The following is a 16,868-nucleotide window of genomic DNA, read 5'->3' as shown; positions in this document are numbered from 1 at the left end:
CGCGGCCGGCCGCGACGCGCCCCCCGAGAAGCGCGCGGGCCGCCCCCGGTCCTACCCGTGCAACCGCTCCCCGCAGTGCGGCCAGGGACTCTCCCCCCGCCGCACGTACAGCTTCTTCGCCCGGTACGTCTGCTCGGAGGCCGGCGCGTCCTGGGGCCGGCCCGTGCCCCCCAGCGTGTGCCACGTGTGCGTGTCGAACTGGTACAGGCCCCCGTACGTCCCCGAGGAGTCCACCGCGTGCGGATCGCCGCCGGACTCGCACATCGCGAGCCCGTGCCAGTCGAGCGCGTCGACCGGCCGCCCGGCCCGCGGCAGCGGCTTCGTGCCGACGCGGACCACCTGCTTCCGCGGCCGCCGCACCACCTCCGCGCTCTCCCGGCGCGGCTTCTGCCGCACCCCGTTGACCGTGCGCAGCAGGTAGGTGATCCGCCGCAGCCCCGGGCGCCCGGGACGCGCCACGACCTCGGTGCCCCTGAGCAGCGAGGGATCGTAGGTCCGCTCGACCCGGAACGGGATCGCCTGCTCGCGCACCTCCCGCGCCCCGGTCACCCGCAGCACCGTCACGGTCTGCCCGTCGCGCGGGAAGCTGTCGGCCGGGACGGAGAGCGTGTCGTCGGGGCCGAGGGCGACCCCCGCCCTCTCGACCGCCTCCCGTGCCGTCGCCGCGTTGGTGCGGATCGTGCGGGCCCGCCCGTCGGCCATGACGGTGACCGCCCGCTCGGTGCGCACGTCGAGCGCGAGCCCCGCGCGGCCGATGCGCTGGGAGCGCGAGGCCGACAGGTACGCGCCCTCGGCCCGCACCCCCAGCTCCCGCAGCGCCCCGTCCACCGTGTGCGCCGTCGTCCACACCTCGTGCCGCCGACCGTCCAGCGTGAGCCGCACGGGACGGCCGTAGCGCACCGCGATCGCGTCGCCGCCGGTGAGCGGTGTGCCGGGGGCGGGCGCGACCATGTCGTGCTCCCCCACCCGTACGCCCTCCTCGTCGAGCAGCGCGTCCACGTCGTCGGCGAAGGTGTGCAGCGACCGCGGCCGGCCGTCGACGCTGAGCTGGATCGCCCGGTCCTGCGCGACGAACGCGGTGGTGCCGCCGGCCAGGAAGGCCACCACCAGCGCCTGCGGCACCAACCGGCGCACGACGGAGTCCGGGCGTTCGGCCGCCCGCTCCCCGCGCCGGCGCGCGCGCCGCCCAGCGGGGCGCCCCGGCGACACGCCGGGCGCCGTACCGGTCTCCAACCGAGGGTTGCTGCTCACGCCGACACGCTCCAGAGGGGCCGAAAGGTCCGGATCGGGGGCAGAACCTAGCGGAGCCCCGGTCACTCTCCCAAGCGACTCGACCACGGGGTGTCACGAACGCGGGGCTACGCCTCGTAGCCGAAGGCGCGGGCGGTGTTCGCGTTCAGGGCCGTCGCCAGCACGTCTTCGTCGATGCCGCGCACCGCGGCCATCGCGCGCACGGTGACCGGAACGAGGTACGGCGCGTTGGGCCGTCCGCGGTACGGCGCCGGCGTGAGGAAGGGCGCGTCGGTCTCCACGAGGACCAGTTCCAGCGGGGCGACGGCGAGGGCGTCGCGCAGATGCTGGGCGTTCTTGAAGGTGACGTTGCCGGCGAAGGACATGAAATAGCCCTCGCGCGCGCAGATCCCGGCCATCTCGGCGTCGCCGGAGTAGCAGTGGAAGACGGTGCGCTCGGGGGCGCCCTCCTCCTTGAGCACGCGCAGCACGTCCGCGTGGGCCTCCCGGTCGTGGATGACCAGCGCCCTGCCGCGCCGCTTGGCGATCTCGATGTGCGCGCGGAAGGACCGCTCCTGGGCCTCCTTGCCCTCGGGACCCGTGCGGAAGTAGTCGAGGCCGGTCTCGCCGACGCCCCTGACGTGGGGCAGCGCGGCGAGCCGGTCGATCTCGGCGAGCGCCTCGTCCAGCGCCGCCTGCCCGCCCGGCCGCCTGGCCCCCTGCCGCGACCAGCCGTCGGGATCGCCGTGGACGATGCGCGGGGCCTCGTTGGGGTGGAGGGCGACGGCGGCGTGCACGCTCTCGTGCGTCCGCGCGATCTCGGCCGCCCACCGGGAGCCGTCGACGTCGCAGCCGACCTGGACGACCCTGGTCACCCCGACCGACGCGGCCTTCGCCAGGCCCTCCTCCACCGTGCCGGACTGCATGTCGAGGTGGGTGTGGGAGTCGGCGACGGGCACCCGCAGGGGTGCGGGCAGCGGCGGTGCCGCTTTCTTGTCGCCCTGGGAGCCGCTCTGGCCGGCGTTCGAAGGCATGCCCCGATCCTACGGAAGGGGCGAACCCCCGGGGCCGACGCCCAGGGGGCTCCCCCGGCGGCTCAGCCCGCCTTGCGCTGGAAGGGGTGCAGCAGGTCCGACAGATGCCAGTGGTGCTGCGCGCCGCCCGCCCCCTCGCCGTCCGCGGCGATCGGGACCTGGGGCACCTCCACCGGACCGGCCAGCGGCGCGCCGTGCCGATGCCGCGCGCCCGCGCCCCGGACCGACGACACCTGTCCGGCGCGCATGATCCGCACCACGTGGCCGTCGCAGTTGTGGCAGCTGGGGCGGCGCAGCGGCGACGGCACGACGCGGCCGTCGGCCACGTAGACCACGAACTCCTGCCCGTCGGCGTCCGTGTGGTGCTCTATCGCGTACGACTGCTCCCAGCCGTGCCCGCAGCGCATGCAGGCGAATGAATACGACTCGTGAACGACGGCCGTGGCCGTACCGCGGAGGCCGGTCTGCCCTGCGATCTCACCCATGCCAGCTCCTCGTTTCCGCTGGACGAGCACCCCGCTGTCGGGGTCCCTTCGACCAGTGGACGCCTTCGCCGACGCGAATGCACCGGGGCTGTCGAGTGTTGGAGGCGATTTGGGTCTTCCTTGCCGAAAAGACCCTCCGGGCCGCCTCCGCCCTTTGCCAACGGAGACAGCCTTTTGCCGCCCGTTGGCCGTTGTGCTCATCCGAGAAGATCGCTGCTCAGAGGGCTGTTTTTACTCGGGAACGCCGGATGAGCAGGCCCCTCACCGATCGTCGCGCTTCGCGGCGACAACGGCGTCGAACACGATCCTCTTGGGCAACCCCGCCTCCACCGCCACCGCCGCGATCGCCTCCTTGCGGCGCTCCCCGGCCTCCTCGCGCACCCGCACCCGGCGCACCAGCTCCGCCGCGTCCAGCTCCTCCGGCCCGGTCTCGGGCGCGCCCTCGACCACCACGGTGATCTCGCCGCGGACGCCCTCCGCCGCCCAGCTCGCCAGCTCGGCCAGCGGGCCGCGGCGTACCTCCTCGTACGTCTTGGTCAGCTCCCGGCACACCGCGGCCCGCCGCTCGGCGCCGAAGACCTCGGCCATCGCGGCGAGGGTGTCGTCGAGGCGGTGCGGGGCCTCGAAGTAGACCAGCGTGCGCCGCTCGGCCGCGACCTCCCGCAGCCGGGACAGCCGCTCGCCCGCCTTGCGCGGCAGGAAGCCCTCGAAGCAGAAGCGGTCCACGGGCAGCCCGGACAGGGCGAGCGCGGTGAGCACGGCGGACGGTCCGGGCACGGCGGTGACGCGGATGTCCTTCTCGACGGCCGCCGCGACCAGCCGGTAGCCGGGGTCGGACACCGACGGCATGCCGGCGTCCGTGACGAGCAGCACCCGCGCCCCGCCGAGCAGCTCCTCGACCAGCTCCGGCGTGCGCGCCGACTCGTTGCCCTCGAAGTACGACAGCACGCGGCCGCCCGGGGTGACGCCGAGCGCCTGGGTGAGCCGGCGCAGCCGCCGGGTGTCCTCGGCGGCGACCACGTCCGCGGCGGCCAGCTCCTGCGCCAGCCGGGGCGGCGCGTCCGCGATGTCGCCGATGGGGGTACCTGCGAGGACAAGGGTTCCAGTCACGCCCCCATCCTCGCAGGGGTCCGCGACCCGGAGGAAAACGACCGCTTCGCGGCCCGCGCCGCGCATGCACGGGACTCGCACAGCACCGTTCCCTACGATGGCGCGGTGACCAGTACCGCGTCCTCCATGGATCTGAGGCAGGGCCAGGCGCCGCACGACCGGCGGACGCCGTGGCAGCAGCGGCTGCGCCGGTTCGGGTACGCGCCGGCGACGGACGCGCCCGCGGGCGACGTCCGGGACCGGCTGGTGCCGCCGTACGCGGAGCCGAGTCCGCGGCTGTGGCGGGCGCTCGGCGTGCCGCCCGTCCTGGCCGACCGGATCACCCGCTGGTCGGGCTGGGTGGGTCCGCTGCTGGTGACGCTGGTCGCGGGCGTGCTGCGGTTCTGGAACCTGGGCAGCCCGCGGGCGGTGATATTCGACGAGACGTACTACGCCAAGGACGCGTGGGCACTGGTCCACCGCGGCTTCGAGGTCAACTGGGACAAGAACGCCAACGACCTGGTCCTCCAGACGCACGGGCATCTGGCGATCCCGGCGGACGCGGCGTACGTCGTGCACCCGCCGGTCGGGAAGTACGTGATCGGGCTCGGCGAGCTGATGTTCGGGTTCAACCCGTTCGGCTGGCGGTTCATGACCGCGCTGCTCGGCACGCTGAGCGTGCTGATGCTGTGCCGGATCGGGCGCCGGATGTTCCGCTCGACGTTCCTGGGCTGCCTCGCGGGCGGGCTGCTCGCGGTGGACGGGCTGCACTTCGTGATGAGCCGCACCTCGCTGCTCGACGGCGTGCTGATGTTCTTCGTGGTGGCCGCCTTCGGCTGTCTGCTCGTCGACCGGGACCGGTCACGGGCGAGACTGGCGGCCGCGCTGCCCGCCGGGCCGGACGGCCTGGTCCGCCCGAACGCGCGGGTGGCGGACTCCTTCCGGTTCGGCTGGCGCCCCTGGCGCTGGGCGGCCGGGCTGATGCTGGGTCTGGCCATCGGCACCAAGTGGAACGGCCTGTACGTCCTGGCCGCGTTCTGTGTGATGGCGCTGCTGTGGGACGTCGGCGCCCGCAAGGTGGCCGGCGCCCGCTACCCGCGCCTGGCGGTCCTGAAGTACGACACGGGCATCACCTTCCTGGCGACGGTCCCGGTGGCCGTCGCCGTGTACCTCCTGTCCTGGCTCGGCTGGATCCTCTCCCCCACGGACGGCACCGGCGGTTACTTCCGCAACTGGGCGGTCACCGACGGCCGGGGCGGCTTCTGGTCCTTCCTGCCGGACTGGGTGCGCAGCCTGTGGCACTACGAGCACGAGGTGTACGAGTTCCACCTCCACCTGGACTCCCCGCACACCTACCAGTCCAACCCGTGGAGCTGGCTGGTCCTCGGCCGCCCGGTGTCGTACTTCTACGAGTCGCCGTCCCCCGGCTCCGACGGCTGCCCGGCGGACGCGGGGCAGAAGTGCGCGCGCGAGGTGCTGGCGCTCGGCACGCCGCTGCTGTGGTGGGCGGCCTGCTTCGCGATCGTGTACGTCCTGTGGCGCTGGGCGTTCCGCCGCGACTGGCGGGCCGGCGCCATCGCCTGCGCCGTCGCGGCCGGTTATCTGCCGTGGTTCCTCTACCAGGACCGGACGATCTTCTTCTTCTACGCGGTCGTCTTCGTGCCGTTCCTGTGTCTGGCCGTGGCGATGATGATCGGCGCGATCATCGGCCCACCGGGCTCCAACGACACCCGCCGCGTGGTCGGCGCCACCTCCGCGGGCATCCTGGTCCTGCTGATCGCCTGGAACTTCATCTACTTCTGGCCCCTGTTCACCGGCACGGCGATCCCGATCGACTCGTGGCGGGCGCGGATGTGGCTGGACACCTGGGTCTAGCCGGTACGCGCCCGTCCCCCGGGCCGGCTGCCTATGATCATGGGCATGTCCGAACTGCGCGAGCGTGCCGCCCGTCATCTGCTGACGCCCGGGGAGCGGCTCCTGGCGTACGCCTCCGTCGTTCCGGCGGCGAGCGCCAAGGGCGTCAGCGTCAACCTCGGCGGTGTCCTCGCGAACGACCTGATGAACCGGGTCGGCGCCCGGGGCGGTGTGCGGGGCAGCATCGCGTCGCAGATGCCGAGCACCTCCGGCGCGCTGCTGCTGCGCGTGACGGACCAGCGCGTCGGGCTGGTCAAGCCGTTGGACGGGACCCCGGTGTGGGAGGTGCCGAGGACATGGGTGGCACGGGTCGAACGGCGGCCCCGGCTCCAGTTGATGGCCCGGTTCCGGGTGCACTACGCCGACGGCTCCTGGCTGGCCTTCCTCACCATGCGCCGCCGGAACATCGAACGGTTCCGTTCACTCCTCGGCTGACCGCCGATCCGATTGTCGCAACCGTGCTACGGAATGACCGGGGACGTCACCCGCCCCGCTCGGGACTTTAGGGTGAGTTCCGTCGTTGGGGAGTCGAGGGGCTGCGGGGGACCCGGAAGCGCGGAGGAACAGAGGCTGTGGGCAAGAGAAGACGGGTCGCCGAACGGCGCACGGCCCCGCCCGGTGTGATAGGCGGAGTGATCGCCCTGGTCGCCTGCGGCGCCGGACTCACCGCCTACGCGCTGTACGGCGGCGGTTCGGCGGCCGGCGAGTCGAGCGCCACGGCGCACCACGAGAACGTGAGGACCGGCCCCGTCAGCGCGGCCGAGGTGCGGACCGCCGCCACCCGCTTCCTGACCTCCTGGCAGCGGGGCGAGGTCGCCGACGCGGCGGCCGTCACGAACGACCCCTCCGCCGCCACCGCCCTGCTCACCGGCTACGGCAAGGACGCCCACCTCACGGGCGTCACCCTCACCCCGGGCACCGCCACGGGCGCCAAGGTGCCCTACTCCGTCAAGGCGACGCTGGCCTACAAGGGCGTCTCCAGGCCGCTGGCGTACAGCAGTTCGCTCACCGTCGTACGACGGGCGAGCGACGGCAAGCCCCTGGTCGACTGGCACTCCTCCGTCGTCCACCCGGACCTGCGGGACGGCGACACGCTCGTCACCGGCGACTCCGGCACCCCGCCCGTCAAGGCCCTGGACCGCGACGGCGGCGAGCTGACGGCCGCCCGGTACCCCTCGCTGGGCACCGTGCTGGACGGGCTGCGCGAGAAGTACGGCAAGAAGGCGGGCGGCACGGCCGGCGTGGAGCTGCGCGTGGTGCGCGGCAAGGCGTCGCGGAAGGCGAAGCTGTCCGACAAGACGCTGGTGACGCTGAGCCAGGGCACCCCGGGCACCGTGAAGACCACGCTGGACCCGAAGCTCCAGGCGGAGGCCGAGCGGCAGGTCGGCAGGAAGGCGCGCGCCTCCGTGGTCGTGCTGCGGCCCTCCACCGGCGAGATCCTGGCGGTCGCCAACAGCGCGCACGGCTTCAACGTCGGCTTCCAGGGCTCCCTCGCGCCCGGCTCCACGATGAAGATCGTGACCTCGACCATGCTGTTCGAGAAGAAGCTCGTCAGCCCGAACGCCTCGCACCCCTGCCCCAAGACGTACAAGCTCGCGGGCTGGACGTTCCACAACGACGACAACTCCGAGATCAAGAAGGGCACGTTCAAGACCGCCTTCGGCGTGTCCTGCAACAACGCCTTCATCGACTTCGCGCCGAAACTGTCGAACAGCGACCTGACCAAGGAGGCCCAGGAGGTCTACGGCCTCGGCATGGACAACTGGGCCATCGGCGTGCCCTCCTTCGACGGCTCCGTCCCGGTGCAGAGCGGCGCGCAGATGGGCGCCTCGCTGATCGGCCAGGGCGGGGTGCGCATGAACCCGCTGAACATGGCGTCCGTCGCGGCCACCGTGCAGTCGGGCCGCTTCCACCAGCCGTACCTGGTCTCCCCCGACGTGGACCACCGCACCCTGGCGAAGGCCGCGCGCACCATGTCCGCCAAGACGCAGGCCCAGCTCAAGGACGTCATGAAGTTCACGGCGGACTACGGCACGGCCGCCAAGGCGATGGCCGGGCTGGGCCCGGACTACGGGGCGAAGACCGGCTCGGCCGAGGTCGACGGGCAGAAGAAGCCGAACGGCTGGTTCACGGCCTACCGGGGCGACCTGGTGGCCGCCGGCGTGGTGCAGGCCGGCGGGCACGGCGGCGACACCGCGGGCCCGATCGTGGCGGACCTGCTCAGGATGGGCGGCTGACCGGCCCGCCCGTTCAGTTGTGCACCGGCACGGCCGTGTAGGTCCGGCGCAGGAAGCGGATCAGCGCCTTGGAGTCGAACTGGAGCACGTCGACGCCGTCGGCGGAGTGGAACTCCACGACCGCCTGGACCCGGCCGCACGGCCACACCCGAACGGAGCCGCTCTCGGCCGGTGCGCGCAGACCCCGTTCCAGCAGGGCGCGGGAGAAGGTCCACTCATGCGTGCCCGGGAGATCGATCCGTACCGAGCGCGGATCGTCGTCGGGGTCGTACCGCAGCCTCACCGGGACGGCCCCGGGGTCCTCGTCATCCGTGACGACATGGGCGCGCGCGTACTGCTCGATCACAGACATCGGACCGCCCTTTCACACTGAGTGACCTATGCGAAAGCTCTTCATCCGCTTTCTCTCCAATGTCGCACATTTCCCGGGACGCGCCCCCCGAGACGCCTGACGAGAATCTGGCACTTGCAAAAGGTTTGCAACAAGCGTCTAAAATCAAACGGTGCATGTACCTGACGGATTCATCGACGCCCCCACCTCCGCCGTCACCGGAGTGGTCGCCGCCGGTGCCCTCGCGGTGAGCCTGCGCGGCGCCCGCCGGGAACTGGACGAGCGGACGGCCCCGCTGGCCGGGCTGGTCGCCGCGTTCATCTTCGCCGTGCAGATGCTGAACTTCCCCGTCGCGGCAGGCACCAGTGGTCATCTGCTGGGCGGGGCGCTCGCCGCGATCCTCGTCGGTCCGTACACGGGCGTGCTGTGCGTGTCCGTGGTGCTGCTGATGCAGGGCGTGCTGTTCGCCGACGGCGGGCTGACCGCGCTCGGCGTGAACATCACGGACATGGCGCTGGTGACCACGGTGGTGTCGTACGCCGTCTTCCGCGCCCTGCTCGCCGTGCTGCCCCGGGGCCGCCGCTCGGTGACCGTCGCCTCCTTCGTCGCCGCGTTCCTCTCCGTGCCGGCCGCGGCCGTCGCCTTCACCCTCGTCTACGCGGTCGGCGGCACCACCGACGTCTCGATGGGCAAGGTCGCCACCGCCATGATCGGCGTCCATGTGCTGATCGGCGTCGGCGAGGCGGTCATCACCGCGCTGACCGTCGGCGCCGTGATCGCCGTGCGCCCGGATCTGGTGCACGGCGCGCGCGGGCTGCGGCAGCGGCTACGGCTGCGGGTGGCCGGCGAACTGGTGGACGCCCCGGTCGGCACGCCCGCGCCGGCGGCGCGCGCCTCCCGGCGCGGGCTGTGGGCGGGCGGCCTGGCCGCCTCCCTCGTGCTCGCCGGTTTCGTCAGCTTCTACGCCTCCGCGAACCCCGACGGCCTGGAGAAGGTCGCGCACGACAGGGGGATCGACACCAAGGAGAAGGAGCACGCCTCGGCCGGCTCCCCGCTCGCCGGCTACGGCGTCGCGGACGTCTCCGACCAGCGGCTGTCCGGCGGGCTCGCGGGCGTGATCGGCGTCGGGGTCACGGTGGTGGCGGGCAGCGCGGTGTTCTGGGCCGTGCGCGGGCGCCGCGGCGAGGACGCCTCGCCGGTCGACTCGGGTCTGTGACATGGGAGCCGGCCACGCCCATCGGCTGTACCGGCGCGGGGACTCGCCCGTGCACACGCTCCCGCCGCACACCAAGCTCGCCGCCGCATTCCTCTTCGTGCTGGTCGTGGTCTCGACCCCGCGTGAGGCGGTGTGGGCGTTCGCGGTGTACGCCGTGCTGCTCGCGGTCGTCGCCCGGCTCGCCCGCGTCCCGGCCCGGTTCCTGCTGCGGCGGCTGCTGATCGAGGTGCCCTTCGTGGCGTTCGCGGTGCTCATGCCGTTCGTCGCGGAGGGCGAGCGGGTGCACGTCCTCGGCCTCTCACTGAGTGTGAACGGGCTGTGGGGCGCGTGGAACGTGCTCGCCAAGGGCACCCTCGGCGTCGCCGCGTCCGTGCTCCTCGCCGCCACCACCGAACTGCGCCAACTCCTGCTCGGCCTGGAGCGGTTGAAGCTGCCGCCGCTGCTGGTGCAGATCGCCTCCTTCATGATCCGCTACGGCGACGTCATCACCGACGAGATGCGCCGGATGCGGATCGCCCGCGCCTCCCGCGGCTTCGAGGCGCGGGGCGTACGGCACTGGGGGGTGCTCGCCAAGTCCGCCGGCGCGCTGTTCATCCGCTCCTACGAGCGCGGGGAGCGCGTGCATCTGGCCATGGTGAGCCGGGGGTACGCCGGTTCGATGCCCGTCATCGAGGAGGCGACCGCGTCCCCCGCGCAGTGGCGCCTCGCCCTCGCGCTCCCCTGCTCCGCCCTCGTCGTCTGCCTGTTGGGATGGACCCTGTGAATCCGGGATGGACCCTGTGACCACGACCACCGCCTCGCTGGAGGTCTCCGGCCTCGCCTTCGCCTACCCGGACGGCCACCAGGCCCTGTTCGGCGTCGACTTCAGCATCGGGCGCGGCGAACGGGTCGCGCTGCTCGGCCCCAACGGTGCCGGCAAGACCACCCTGGTGCTGCACCTCAACGGCATCCTCGGCGGCGGCGCCGGGACGGTCACCGTGGCCGGACTGCCCGTGGACAAGCGGCACATGGCGACCGTCCGGCAGAAGGTCGGCATCGTCTTCCAGGACCCGGACGACCAGTTGTTCATGCCCACGGTGCGCGAGGACGTGGCGTTCGGCCCGGCGGCGGCCGGCATCAGGGGCGCCGCCCTCGCGGAACGCGTCCGGCAGGCCCTGGACCGGGTCGGCATGGGCCACTTCGCCGACCGGCCGCCGCACCACCTCTCCTTCGGGCAGCGCCGGCGCGTCGCGGTGGCCACCGTGCTCGCGATGGAGCCGGAGATCCTGGTCCTGGACGAGCCGTCCTCCAACCTCGACCCCGCCTCGCGGCGCGAGCTGGCCGACATCCTGCGCTCGCTGGACGTGACGGTCCTGATGGTCACGCACGACCTGCCGTACGCCCTGGAACTGTGCCCGCGTGCGCTGGTCCTCAGCGACGGGGTGATCGCGGCCGACGGCCCGACGGCGGACCTGCTGTCCGACGAGGAGCTGATGCGGGCGCACCGCCTGGAGCTGCCGTTCGGCTTCGACCCGCGCTCGGTGGCCCGGCTCCCCCAGGGGTGACAAACATAACGATTACGGACACTTGATCTCACCGAGGAATCGCAGGCCCACACCCGCTGTTGCACCCGCTGTCGCAGGTGAGCGGAAGGGAACGCGGGACATGGAGGGCGAGGACGTGCTCGTGAACGGCACGGTGGCCGAGGGCTTCGAGCCGGTCAGGGAGGCGTTCGCGGCGAACTTCGCCCTGCTCGGGGAGCGCGGCGCGGCGGTGGCCGTGTACCGCGACGGCCGGCGGGTGGTCGACCTGTGGGCGGGCACCAAGGACGTGGACGGTACGGCGCCGTGGGAGCGCGGCACCGCCCAGATCGTGCGCTCGGCCACCAAGGGCGTGGTGGCCGCCGGGCTCCTGCTGCTGCACCAGCGCGGGGAGCTGGACCTGGACGCGCCGGTCGGCACGTACTGGCCCGAGTACAAGGCGGCCGGCAAGGAGCGCACCCTCGTCCGCCATCTGCCGGCGCACCGCGCGGGCGTGCCCGTCCTGGACCGCCCGCTGACCCCGGCCGAGGCCGCCGACCCCGATCTCGGCGCGGCGGCCGTCGCCGCGCAGGCCCCGGTGTGGGAGCCGGGCACGGACCACGGCTACCACGCGCAGACGTACAGCTGGCTGACCGGGGAGCTGATCCGGCGCGTGACCGGTCGCCCGGTCGGCGCCTGGCTGGCCGACGAGATCGCCGGGCCCGTCGGCGCGGACCTGTGGCTCGGGCTGCCCGAGGCCGGGCAGGGGCGCGTCGGCCGGGTCGGGGACATCGAGGCACCGCAGGCGGCGGGGGCGCTGAAGCTGCGCCCCAAGCGCGCGGTGGCCGCGGCCTACGCCGACCCGGACTCGTTGACCCGGCGCGCCTTCGCGGCGATCACCCCGCTCCCGGACGAGAACGACCCCGCTTACCGCGCCGCCGCCCTGCCCGCCTCCAGCGGCATCGCGACGGCGGACGGACTGGCCCGCGTCTACGCCTCCCTCATCGGCGAACTCGACGGCGGGGTCCGCCTGTTCACCCCCGAGACGATGGAGCTGGCCCGCGCCGGGCAGTCCGCGGGGCCCGACCGGGTGCTCGTGGTGAACACCCGCTTCGGACTCGGCTGGATGCTGCACGGCGGCGCGTCCCCGCTCCTCGCCCCCGGCTCCTTCGGGCACCCGGGCCGCGGCGGCTCCCTCGGCTTCGCCGACCCGGAGTCGGGCATCGCCTTCGGCTACGTCACCAACGGCTTCCGTGCGAGCGTGACGGCGGATCCGAGGGCGCAGGCGCTGGTGCGGGCGCTGCGGACGGCGCTGACGAGCTGAACGGACACCGGGAGGTGCGAATCGCCGGGGGCGCGCCCCTCGGCGAGGCGCGCGCCCCGCACGCGTGGCTCACACGTGGATCGGATGCGACGTCCGCCCCGAATCCGCGTCGATCTCCGCGTGTGCCTTGTCCAGCAGCTCCATGGCGATCTGGTTGAGGGCACGGGCCCCGGCGATCTCCTCGCCGACCCTGGGCTGGTCGTTGTCGACGTGGTGGCGGCTGGCGTGTCCGTGCCCCCGGATCTCGCTGCCGTCGGGCAGGCGCACCAGGGCCACCGCGCGCGTGTGCTGACCGTCCTCCTCGAACTCCAGCTCGACATGCCACCCGACAGCGGGGTGCATCATGGTCCGCGTCTGTTGCATGGTCTGCGTCATGTCGGCCACCTCCGGGAAACGCACGTTCCGGCTGTCTCCAGGGTGCTCCCGGCCGCGGGGAACGTCATCTCGGCGGCCCGGCTCAGTCCTTGCCGTTCTCCCCGCCCTCGCCGTCGAAGCTGGCGAAGTACGCGGCGGCCATGTCCTCCTGGCCGTGCCCCTGGGCGGCCGCGCGGGCGAACCGTTCGGCGGTGGCCTCGGCCACGTCGAGGCGTACGCCGCTCCGCCTGCCCGCGGCCACGATCAGCCGGGCGTCCTTCTCGGCGGTGGTCACCGCGAACGACGCCGGGGTCAGCCTGTCCTCCAGGAGCGCCCCGGACTTGGCCCGCAGATACCCCATGTCGAGCGGGCCGCCGCCGATCAGCTCGAAGAAGTCCCCCGGGTCGACGCCGAGACCCTTGGCGAGGGCCAGTGTCTCGCCGGTGGCCGCGGTGACGGCGAGCACCCAGCTGTTGGCGACCAGCTTCAGCCGGCTGGCGCTGCCCTCGCCGCCGTCCGCGCCGGTCCACAGGGTCTTGGCGCCCACCGCGTCGAACACCGGCGTGACCGCCGCGCGCCCCTCCTCGGGCCCGGCCGCCAGCACGGTGAGCCGGCCGGCCTCGGCGGGCTCCTTGGTGCCGAGCACGGGGGCGTCGTAGAAGAGCAGTCCGTGCTCGCGGGCGAACGCGGCCAGGTCGGTGATCAGCTCGGACCCGGCGGTGGTCGACTGCACCCAGGCGGCCCCCCGGCGCAGCGCCGGCGCGGCCTGGCGCATGACCTCCAGGACGGTGTTGCCGTCGTAGAGCATCGTCAGGACGACGTCGGCGCCCTCGACGGCCTCGGCGGGGGTGCCGGTGATCCGGGCGCCGTCGGCGGCGAGGGGCTCGGCCTTCGCACGGGTGCGGTTCCAGGCGCGCACCTCGAACCCCGCGCGGCACAGATTGCGGGCCATGGCGGCGCCCATGATCCCGGTGCCCAGGACGCTGACGGTCGGCTTGTCGCTCATTGGGGCTCCCTGAAGTCGAGGTGTCCCTCCAGCTTGTCGTACCCCGGCGGGCCTCGCGCCGAGAGGGCCCTGCCTGGCGTGCGGCATCAGCCGTGCGGTACCTACCTCATCATGAGAATCCGACCCGTGCCGCTCCTCGGCTGTGCCCTGACGCCGGCCCTCCTTCTCACCGCCTGCACCTCGCACCACGACCCCGCGCCGGGCCACCGCCCCTCACCCCCGGCCGCGCACCGGAGCGGCGGGGCGGAGGACGAGAAGAAGCTCACGGATCAGGCGCAGTCCGCGCTCGACGCCGTCACCGATCAAGGCAGTTCCATGGTGGAGTCGGGCGTCGAGCGTGTCTCGGACGGCGTGCACACGCGACCCGGGCCGACTCATGGCACGGCCTACGAGCTGACCGTGGTGTGCGCCGGGAAGGGGACCGCGGAGATCGTCGTGGCACCGTCCGGCGCGGGTGGGAAGAAGGCGGTTCCCTGCGACGGGTCCGCGGTCGTCGAGCGGCTGGCGGCCACCGGCCCGCTCAAGGTCGACATCCAGGGTGAGCCTGGCGCGGCGGGCATGATCGCCTGGCGGATCAACAGGGCTTGAGCAGCCCGGGGCGCCGACGGCAGGGCCTATCCGGCGTGCAGCATCAGCCCTATCCCGACGACCAGCAGCCCGGCCGCCGCGATACGGGGTGCCCCGAAACGCTCCCGGAAGAACACGGCGCCGATGGCCGCGCCGACGAGGATGGACGACTCGCGCAGGGCCGCGATCGGGGCGAGGTCGGCGCGGGTCTGGGCCCACAGCACCAGCCCGTACCCGAGCACGGACAGCGCGGCGCCCAGCAGGCCGAGCAGCGCGAAGGGCCGTACGACCGCCACGGTCTCGCGGCGCCAGCGGCAGCAGACGGCGTACGCGGGCACGGCCAGGCCCTGCACCACCATCAGCCAGGCGAGGTAGCCGAGGGAGGAACCGGAGGTGCGCACCCCGATCCCGTCGACCACCGTGTACGAGGCGATGGACAGCCCCGTGGCGAAGGCCGCCCCGATCACCGCCCACTCCGGCCTGCGCCCGCGCACCCCCCACAGGGCCACACCGGTGAGCCCCGCGCACACCAGCCCGATCCCCGCCGCCGCCTGGCCGTCGGGCACCTCGTGGGCGAAGAGGGCCGCGAACACCGTGACCACCAGAGGGGCGGTGCCTCGGGCGATCGGATAGGCCTGCCCGAAGTCCCCGAGCCGGAACGACGTCATCAGCAGCGTGATGTACACGAGATGGATCGCGGCCGAGCCGAGCAGAAAGGGCCATGCGCCGGCCGCCGGAACCGCCGCGAACGGCACCAGCAGCAGCCCTATCAGCACCCCGCCCGCCTGGATCGACACGAAGCCGGCCAGCTTGTCGGTGATGCGGTGGGCGATGGCGTTCCAGCTGGCGTGGGTGACGGCGGCGAGCAGTACGGCGATCGTGACCAGCGGCGTCACGGGTGCTGCTCACGCACGTCCACGAGCGTGGCCCCGGCGTGGGTGACGAGCTCCTTCGGCTCCATGGGGAAGACGGCGTACGGCGTCCCGGCGGCGGCCCACACCACGTCGTGCGCGAGCAGCGAACGGTCGGCGAGCACCCGGGTGCGGGTCCGGTGCCCGAAGGGCGGCACGCCCCCGATGGCGTACCCGGTGACCTCCCGCACCACCTGGGCGTCGGCCCGGCCGACCTTCTTCACCCCGAGTTCCTCGCGCACCCGCTCCACATCGACGCGGGAGGCCCCGTCCATCAGCACCAGGACCGGCGCCCCGTCGGCCGCGAACACCAGCGACTTGCAGATCTGGCTGAGTTCGCACCCGATGGCGTCGGCGGCCTCCACCGCCGTCCGCGTCCCCTCCGGAAATTTCCGCGCGCGCCCGAGCACCTCCTCCAGGCCGAGTTCCTTCAGCGCTTGCGCGAAACGCGGGTGCGCGCCGGATCCGTCGGTACCCGTGGCTGTAGTCGTCATGCGGGCACGTTAACGACGCCCACCGACCAGGGCGAGGAAATTTACCCAGGTGGCGGACGTGACGGTCAGGTGTGCGGTGCGGGGGGTCTTGGAGTCGCGGACGTGGACGGTGGTGGGGGTGGTGGCTACTTCCACGCAGTCGCCGGGTTCGCCACTGCTGCTGTAGCTGCTCTTGAACCAGTGGAGTTCCAGCGTGCTCATAGTCTCCCCAGCGCTTGCTCGATGAAGGCTTGCGACTCCCTTGGGGTGAGAGCCTGCGCCCGGATCATGCCGTAGCGCAACTCCAAGATCCGCAGTTCTCTGGGGCTTTGGACCGGACGGCCGTTGAACGCTCCGTCGGAGCGCCCGATCGCCGTGCCGTCCGCGAACTTCAGTACTTCGATGAGGCCCTGGGTGCCCGCGTGATCGTGACGTCTGGTCGGCATCACCTGGAGCGTGACGTGTCGCAACCGGGTGAGTTCCAACAGGTGTTCCAGCTGGCGGCGCAGCACCGCCTCCGAGCCGTAAGGGCGCTCCAGCGTCACCTGCTCCTGGACGAAGCCGAGCGTCGGCGCGGGCTCCCTCTCGAAAACGGACTGCCGGGACACGCGCGCCGCGGTCTCCCGCTCGATGACGTCGTCCGGCAGTGCGGGCTGTGTCATCTCGAACAGCGTGCGGGTGTACTCGGCCGTCTGCAACAGCCCATGGATGTTGTGGTTGCTGTACAGCAGCATCTCCACGGCCCGGTCCTCCAGCTCTTTCAGCCGGCGCACCTTCTTCGGGTACCGGGCCCTTCTCATGTCCTCCATGAAGGCCCGCAGATGGCCGCTCGCGTGCAGCGTGTGGTCGGCCTTGTCCAGGAACTCCGGGCGGGGAATGCGCTGCCCCCGCTCGATCTTCCGGATCAGGTCCTCCCCGTACCCCAGCAGTTCCGCCAGTTCGGCGGGCCGCATCCCCGCCGCCTCCCGGCACACCTTCAGCAGCCGCCCCACCGCCTGCACCAGCGGTTCGATCTCGTCCCCGGGCTCGACGTCCCAACCGGCCTCGTCCACACCGTCGTTCACGTGCCACCTCCCGTCGCTGCCGTACCCCGTACAACGCGTGGGACCGCCGATTCAGCACGGGACAGATCCGGGACAAGAAAGAAGCCGGTGAGGGTGCGGCCCCGTCCCCACGGGCACCCTCACCGGCGGCTCTT

At 72.8% G+C, this 16,868-nt stretch carries 19 protein-coding genes; 8 read left to right on the top strand and 11 right to left on the bottom strand.

Annotated features, from left to right (window positions below):
- Positions 1 to 51: 51 nt before the first annotated feature.
- The 4 genes from QSK45_RS35585 to rsmI form a co-directional block, all read right to left on the bottom strand.
- A complete protein-coding gene (locus tag QSK45_RS35585) occupies positions 52 to 1,338 on the bottom strand; it encodes a resuscitation-promoting factor (RefSeq protein WP_490993664.1) in 1,287 nt (428 codons plus the stop codon).
- A 20-nt stretch (positions 1,339 to 1,358) separates the two neighbouring features.
- Positions 1,359 to 2,264, bottom strand: coding sequence for a TatD family hydrolase (locus QSK45_RS35580; protein WP_285563071.1), 906 nt, complete (start codon positions 2,262 to 2,264; stop codon positions 1,359 to 1,361).
- Positions 2,265 to 2,326: 62 nt separating this feature from the next.
- A complete protein-coding gene (locus QSK45_RS35575; RefSeq protein WP_285563070.1) occupies positions 2,327 to 2,749 on the bottom strand; it encodes a hypothetical protein in 423 nt (140 codons plus the stop codon).
- 261 nt (positions 2,750 to 3,010) lie between these two features.
- Positions 3,011 to 3,859, bottom strand: a complete 849-nt coding sequence (gene rsmI, locus QSK45_RS35570; protein ID WP_285563069.1) for a 16S rRNA (cytidine(1402)-2'-O)-methyltransferase — start codon at positions 3,857 to 3,859, stop codon at positions 3,011 to 3,013.
- A gap of 105 nt (positions 3,860 to 3,964) precedes the next feature.
- Here rsmI and QSK45_RS35565 point away from each other — a divergent pair, with 105 nt between their 5' ends.
- From QSK45_RS35565 to QSK45_RS35555, 3 genes are all read left to right on the top strand, one after another.
- Positions 3,965 to 5,713, top strand: a complete 1,749-nt coding sequence (locus QSK45_RS35565; RefSeq protein ID WP_285563068.1) for a dolichyl-phosphate-mannose--protein mannosyltransferase — start codon at positions 3,965 to 3,967, stop codon at positions 5,711 to 5,713.
- Positions 5,714 to 5,758: 45 nt separating this feature from the next.
- On the top strand, positions 5,759 to 6,187 hold the full coding sequence (locus QSK45_RS35560) for a hypothetical protein (RefSeq protein ID WP_285563067.1): 429 nt from the start codon (positions 5,759 to 5,761) through the stop codon (positions 6,185 to 6,187).
- A gap of 137 nt (positions 6,188 to 6,324) precedes the next feature.
- Positions 6,325 to 7,989: a penicillin-binding transpeptidase domain-containing protein gene (locus tag QSK45_RS35555; protein ID WP_285563066.1), complete on the top strand. Its 1,665-nt coding sequence runs from the start codon at positions 6,325 to 6,327 to the stop codon at positions 7,987 to 7,989.
- Between the two features lie 13 nt (positions 7,990 to 8,002).
- Here QSK45_RS35555 and QSK45_RS35550 read toward each other — a convergent pair whose 3' ends face one another.
- A complete protein-coding gene (locus tag QSK45_RS35550) occupies positions 8,003 to 8,341 on the bottom strand; it encodes an SsgA family sporulation/cell division regulator (protein ID WP_285563065.1) in 339 nt (112 codons plus the stop codon).
- A gap of 151 nt (positions 8,342 to 8,492) precedes the next feature.
- Here QSK45_RS35550 and QSK45_RS35545 point away from each other — a divergent pair, with 151 nt between their 5' ends.
- From QSK45_RS35545 to QSK45_RS35530, 4 genes are all read left to right on the top strand, one after another.
- Positions 8,493 to 9,536: an energy-coupling factor ABC transporter permease gene (locus QSK45_RS35545; RefSeq protein ID WP_285563064.1), complete on the top strand. Its 1,044-nt coding sequence runs from the start codon at positions 8,493 to 8,495 to the stop codon at positions 9,534 to 9,536.
- Between the two features lies 1 nt (position 9,537).
- Positions 9,538 to 10,299, top strand: coding sequence for a cobalt ECF transporter T component CbiQ (cbiQ, locus tag QSK45_RS35540; protein WP_285563063.1), 762 nt, complete (start codon positions 9,538 to 9,540; stop codon positions 10,297 to 10,299).
- Positions 10,300 to 10,306: 7 nt separating this feature from the next.
- Entirely contained in the window at positions 10,307 to 11,080 is a 774-nt protein-coding gene (locus tag QSK45_RS35535; RefSeq protein ID WP_285563062.1) for an energy-coupling factor ABC transporter ATP-binding protein, read from the top strand.
- Positions 11,081 to 11,180: 100 nt separating this feature from the next.
- A complete protein-coding gene (locus tag QSK45_RS35530) occupies positions 11,181 to 12,359 on the top strand; it encodes a serine hydrolase domain-containing protein (protein ID WP_285563061.1) in 1,179 nt (392 codons plus the stop codon).
- Positions 12,360 to 12,428: 69 nt separating this feature from the next.
- Here QSK45_RS35530 and QSK45_RS35525 read toward each other — a convergent pair whose 3' ends face one another.
- Both QSK45_RS35525 and QSK45_RS35520 read right to left on the bottom strand, forming a co-directional pair.
- Positions 12,429 to 12,704 (bottom strand): DUF1876 domain-containing protein, encoded by a 276-nt coding sequence (locus QSK45_RS35525; protein WP_285563127.1) that lies wholly within the window; start codon positions 12,702 to 12,704, stop codon positions 12,429 to 12,431.
- Between the two features lie 112 nt (positions 12,705 to 12,816).
- The gene (locus QSK45_RS35520) at positions 12,817 to 13,719 is read right to left on the bottom strand and encodes an NAD(P)-dependent oxidoreductase (RefSeq protein ID WP_285563060.1); all 903 of its coding nucleotides are present in this window, start codon (positions 13,717 to 13,719) and stop codon (positions 12,817 to 12,819) included.
- Between the two features lie 111 nt (positions 13,720 to 13,830).
- On the opposite strand from QSK45_RS35520, the gene QSK45_RS35515 reads away from it, so the two are divergent.
- Positions 13,831 to 14,307: a DUF6023 family protein gene (locus QSK45_RS35515; RefSeq protein WP_285563059.1), complete on the top strand. Its 477-nt coding sequence runs from the start codon at positions 13,831 to 13,833 to the stop codon at positions 14,305 to 14,307.
- 26 nt (positions 14,308 to 14,333) lie between these two features.
- Here the strand turns inward: QSK45_RS35515 and QSK45_RS35510 are convergent, their stop codons facing one another.
- From QSK45_RS35510 to QSK45_RS35495, 4 genes are read right to left on the bottom strand one after another with little or no spacing between them, the layout of a single operon-like run.
- Positions 14,334 to 15,182, bottom strand: coding sequence for an EamA family transporter (locus QSK45_RS35510; RefSeq protein ID WP_285563058.1), 849 nt, complete (start codon positions 15,180 to 15,182; stop codon positions 14,334 to 14,336).
- A complete protein-coding gene (locus QSK45_RS35505; RefSeq protein WP_285563057.1) occupies positions 15,179 to 15,691 on the bottom strand; it encodes a YbaK/EbsC family protein in 513 nt (170 codons plus the stop codon). The genes QSK45_RS35510 and QSK45_RS35505 overlap by 4 nt, the downstream gene beginning before the upstream one ends.
- 9 nt (positions 15,692 to 15,700) lie before the next feature.
- Positions 15,701 to 15,892 (bottom strand): DUF397 domain-containing protein, encoded by a 192-nt coding sequence (locus tag QSK45_RS35500; protein ID WP_285563056.1) that lies wholly within the window; start codon positions 15,890 to 15,892, stop codon positions 15,701 to 15,703.
- The gene (locus QSK45_RS35495; RefSeq protein ID WP_285563055.1) at positions 15,889 to 16,734 is read right to left on the bottom strand and encodes a helix-turn-helix domain-containing protein; all 846 of its coding nucleotides are present in this window, start codon (positions 16,732 to 16,734) and stop codon (positions 15,889 to 15,891) included. The genes QSK45_RS35500 and QSK45_RS35495 overlap by 4 nt, the downstream gene beginning before the upstream one ends.
- Positions 16,735 to 16,868: the final 134 nt, after the last annotated feature.

The organism is Streptomyces hygroscopicus subsp. hygroscopicus, assembly GCF_030269125.1.
Lineage (GTDB): Bacteria > Actinomycetota > Actinomycetes > Streptomycetales > Streptomycetaceae > Streptomyces > Streptomyces hygroscopicus_C.
This window is presented reverse-complemented; position numbering and strand designations above follow the sequence as displayed.

Bases quoted from the DNA above. Each gene is read 5' to 3' on its own strand.
- QSK45_RS35580 (WP_285563071.1), bottom strand. From the start codon at position 2,264: ATGCCTTCGAACGCCGGCCAGAGCGGCTCCCAGGGCGACAAGAAAGCG.
- QSK45_RS35575 (WP_285563070.1), bottom strand. From the start codon at position 2,749: ATGGGTGAGATCGCAGGGCAGACCGGCCTCCGCGGTACGGCCACGGCC.
- QSK45_RS35560 (WP_285563067.1), top strand. From the start codon at position 5,759: ATGTCCGAACTGCGCGAGCGTGCCGCCCGTCATCTGCTGACGCCCGGG.
- QSK45_RS35550 (WP_285563065.1), bottom strand. From the start codon at position 8,341: ATGTCTGTGATCGAGCAGTACGCGCGCGCCCATGTCGTCACGGATGAC.
- cbiQ (WP_285563063.1), top strand. From the start codon at position 9,538: ATGGGAGCCGGCCACGCCCATCGGCTGTACCGGCGCGGGGACTCGCCC.
- QSK45_RS35535 (WP_285563062.1), top strand. From the start codon at position 10,307: ATGGACCCTGTGACCACGACCACCGCCTCGCTGGAGGTCTCCGGCCTC.
- QSK45_RS35530 (WP_285563061.1), top strand. From the start codon at position 11,181: ATGGAGGGCGAGGACGTGCTCGTGAACGGCACGGTGGCCGAGGGCTTC.
- QSK45_RS35525 (WP_285563127.1), bottom strand. From the start codon at position 12,704: ATGATGCACCCCGCTGTCGGGTGGCATGTCGAGCTGGAGTTCGAGGAG.
- QSK45_RS35520 (WP_285563060.1), bottom strand. From the start codon at position 13,719: ATGAGCGACAAGCCGACCGTCAGCGTCCTGGGCACCGGGATCATGGGC.
- QSK45_RS35515 (WP_285563059.1), top strand. From the start codon at position 13,831: ATGAGAATCCGACCCGTGCCGCTCCTCGGCTGTGCCCTGACGCCGGCC.
- QSK45_RS35505 (WP_285563057.1), bottom strand. From the start codon at position 15,691: ATGACGACTACAGCCACGGGTACCGACGGATCCGGCGCGCACCCGCGT.
- QSK45_RS35500 (WP_285563056.1), bottom strand. From the start codon at position 15,892: ATGAGCACGCTGGAACTCCACTGGTTCAAGAGCAGCTACAGCAGCAGT.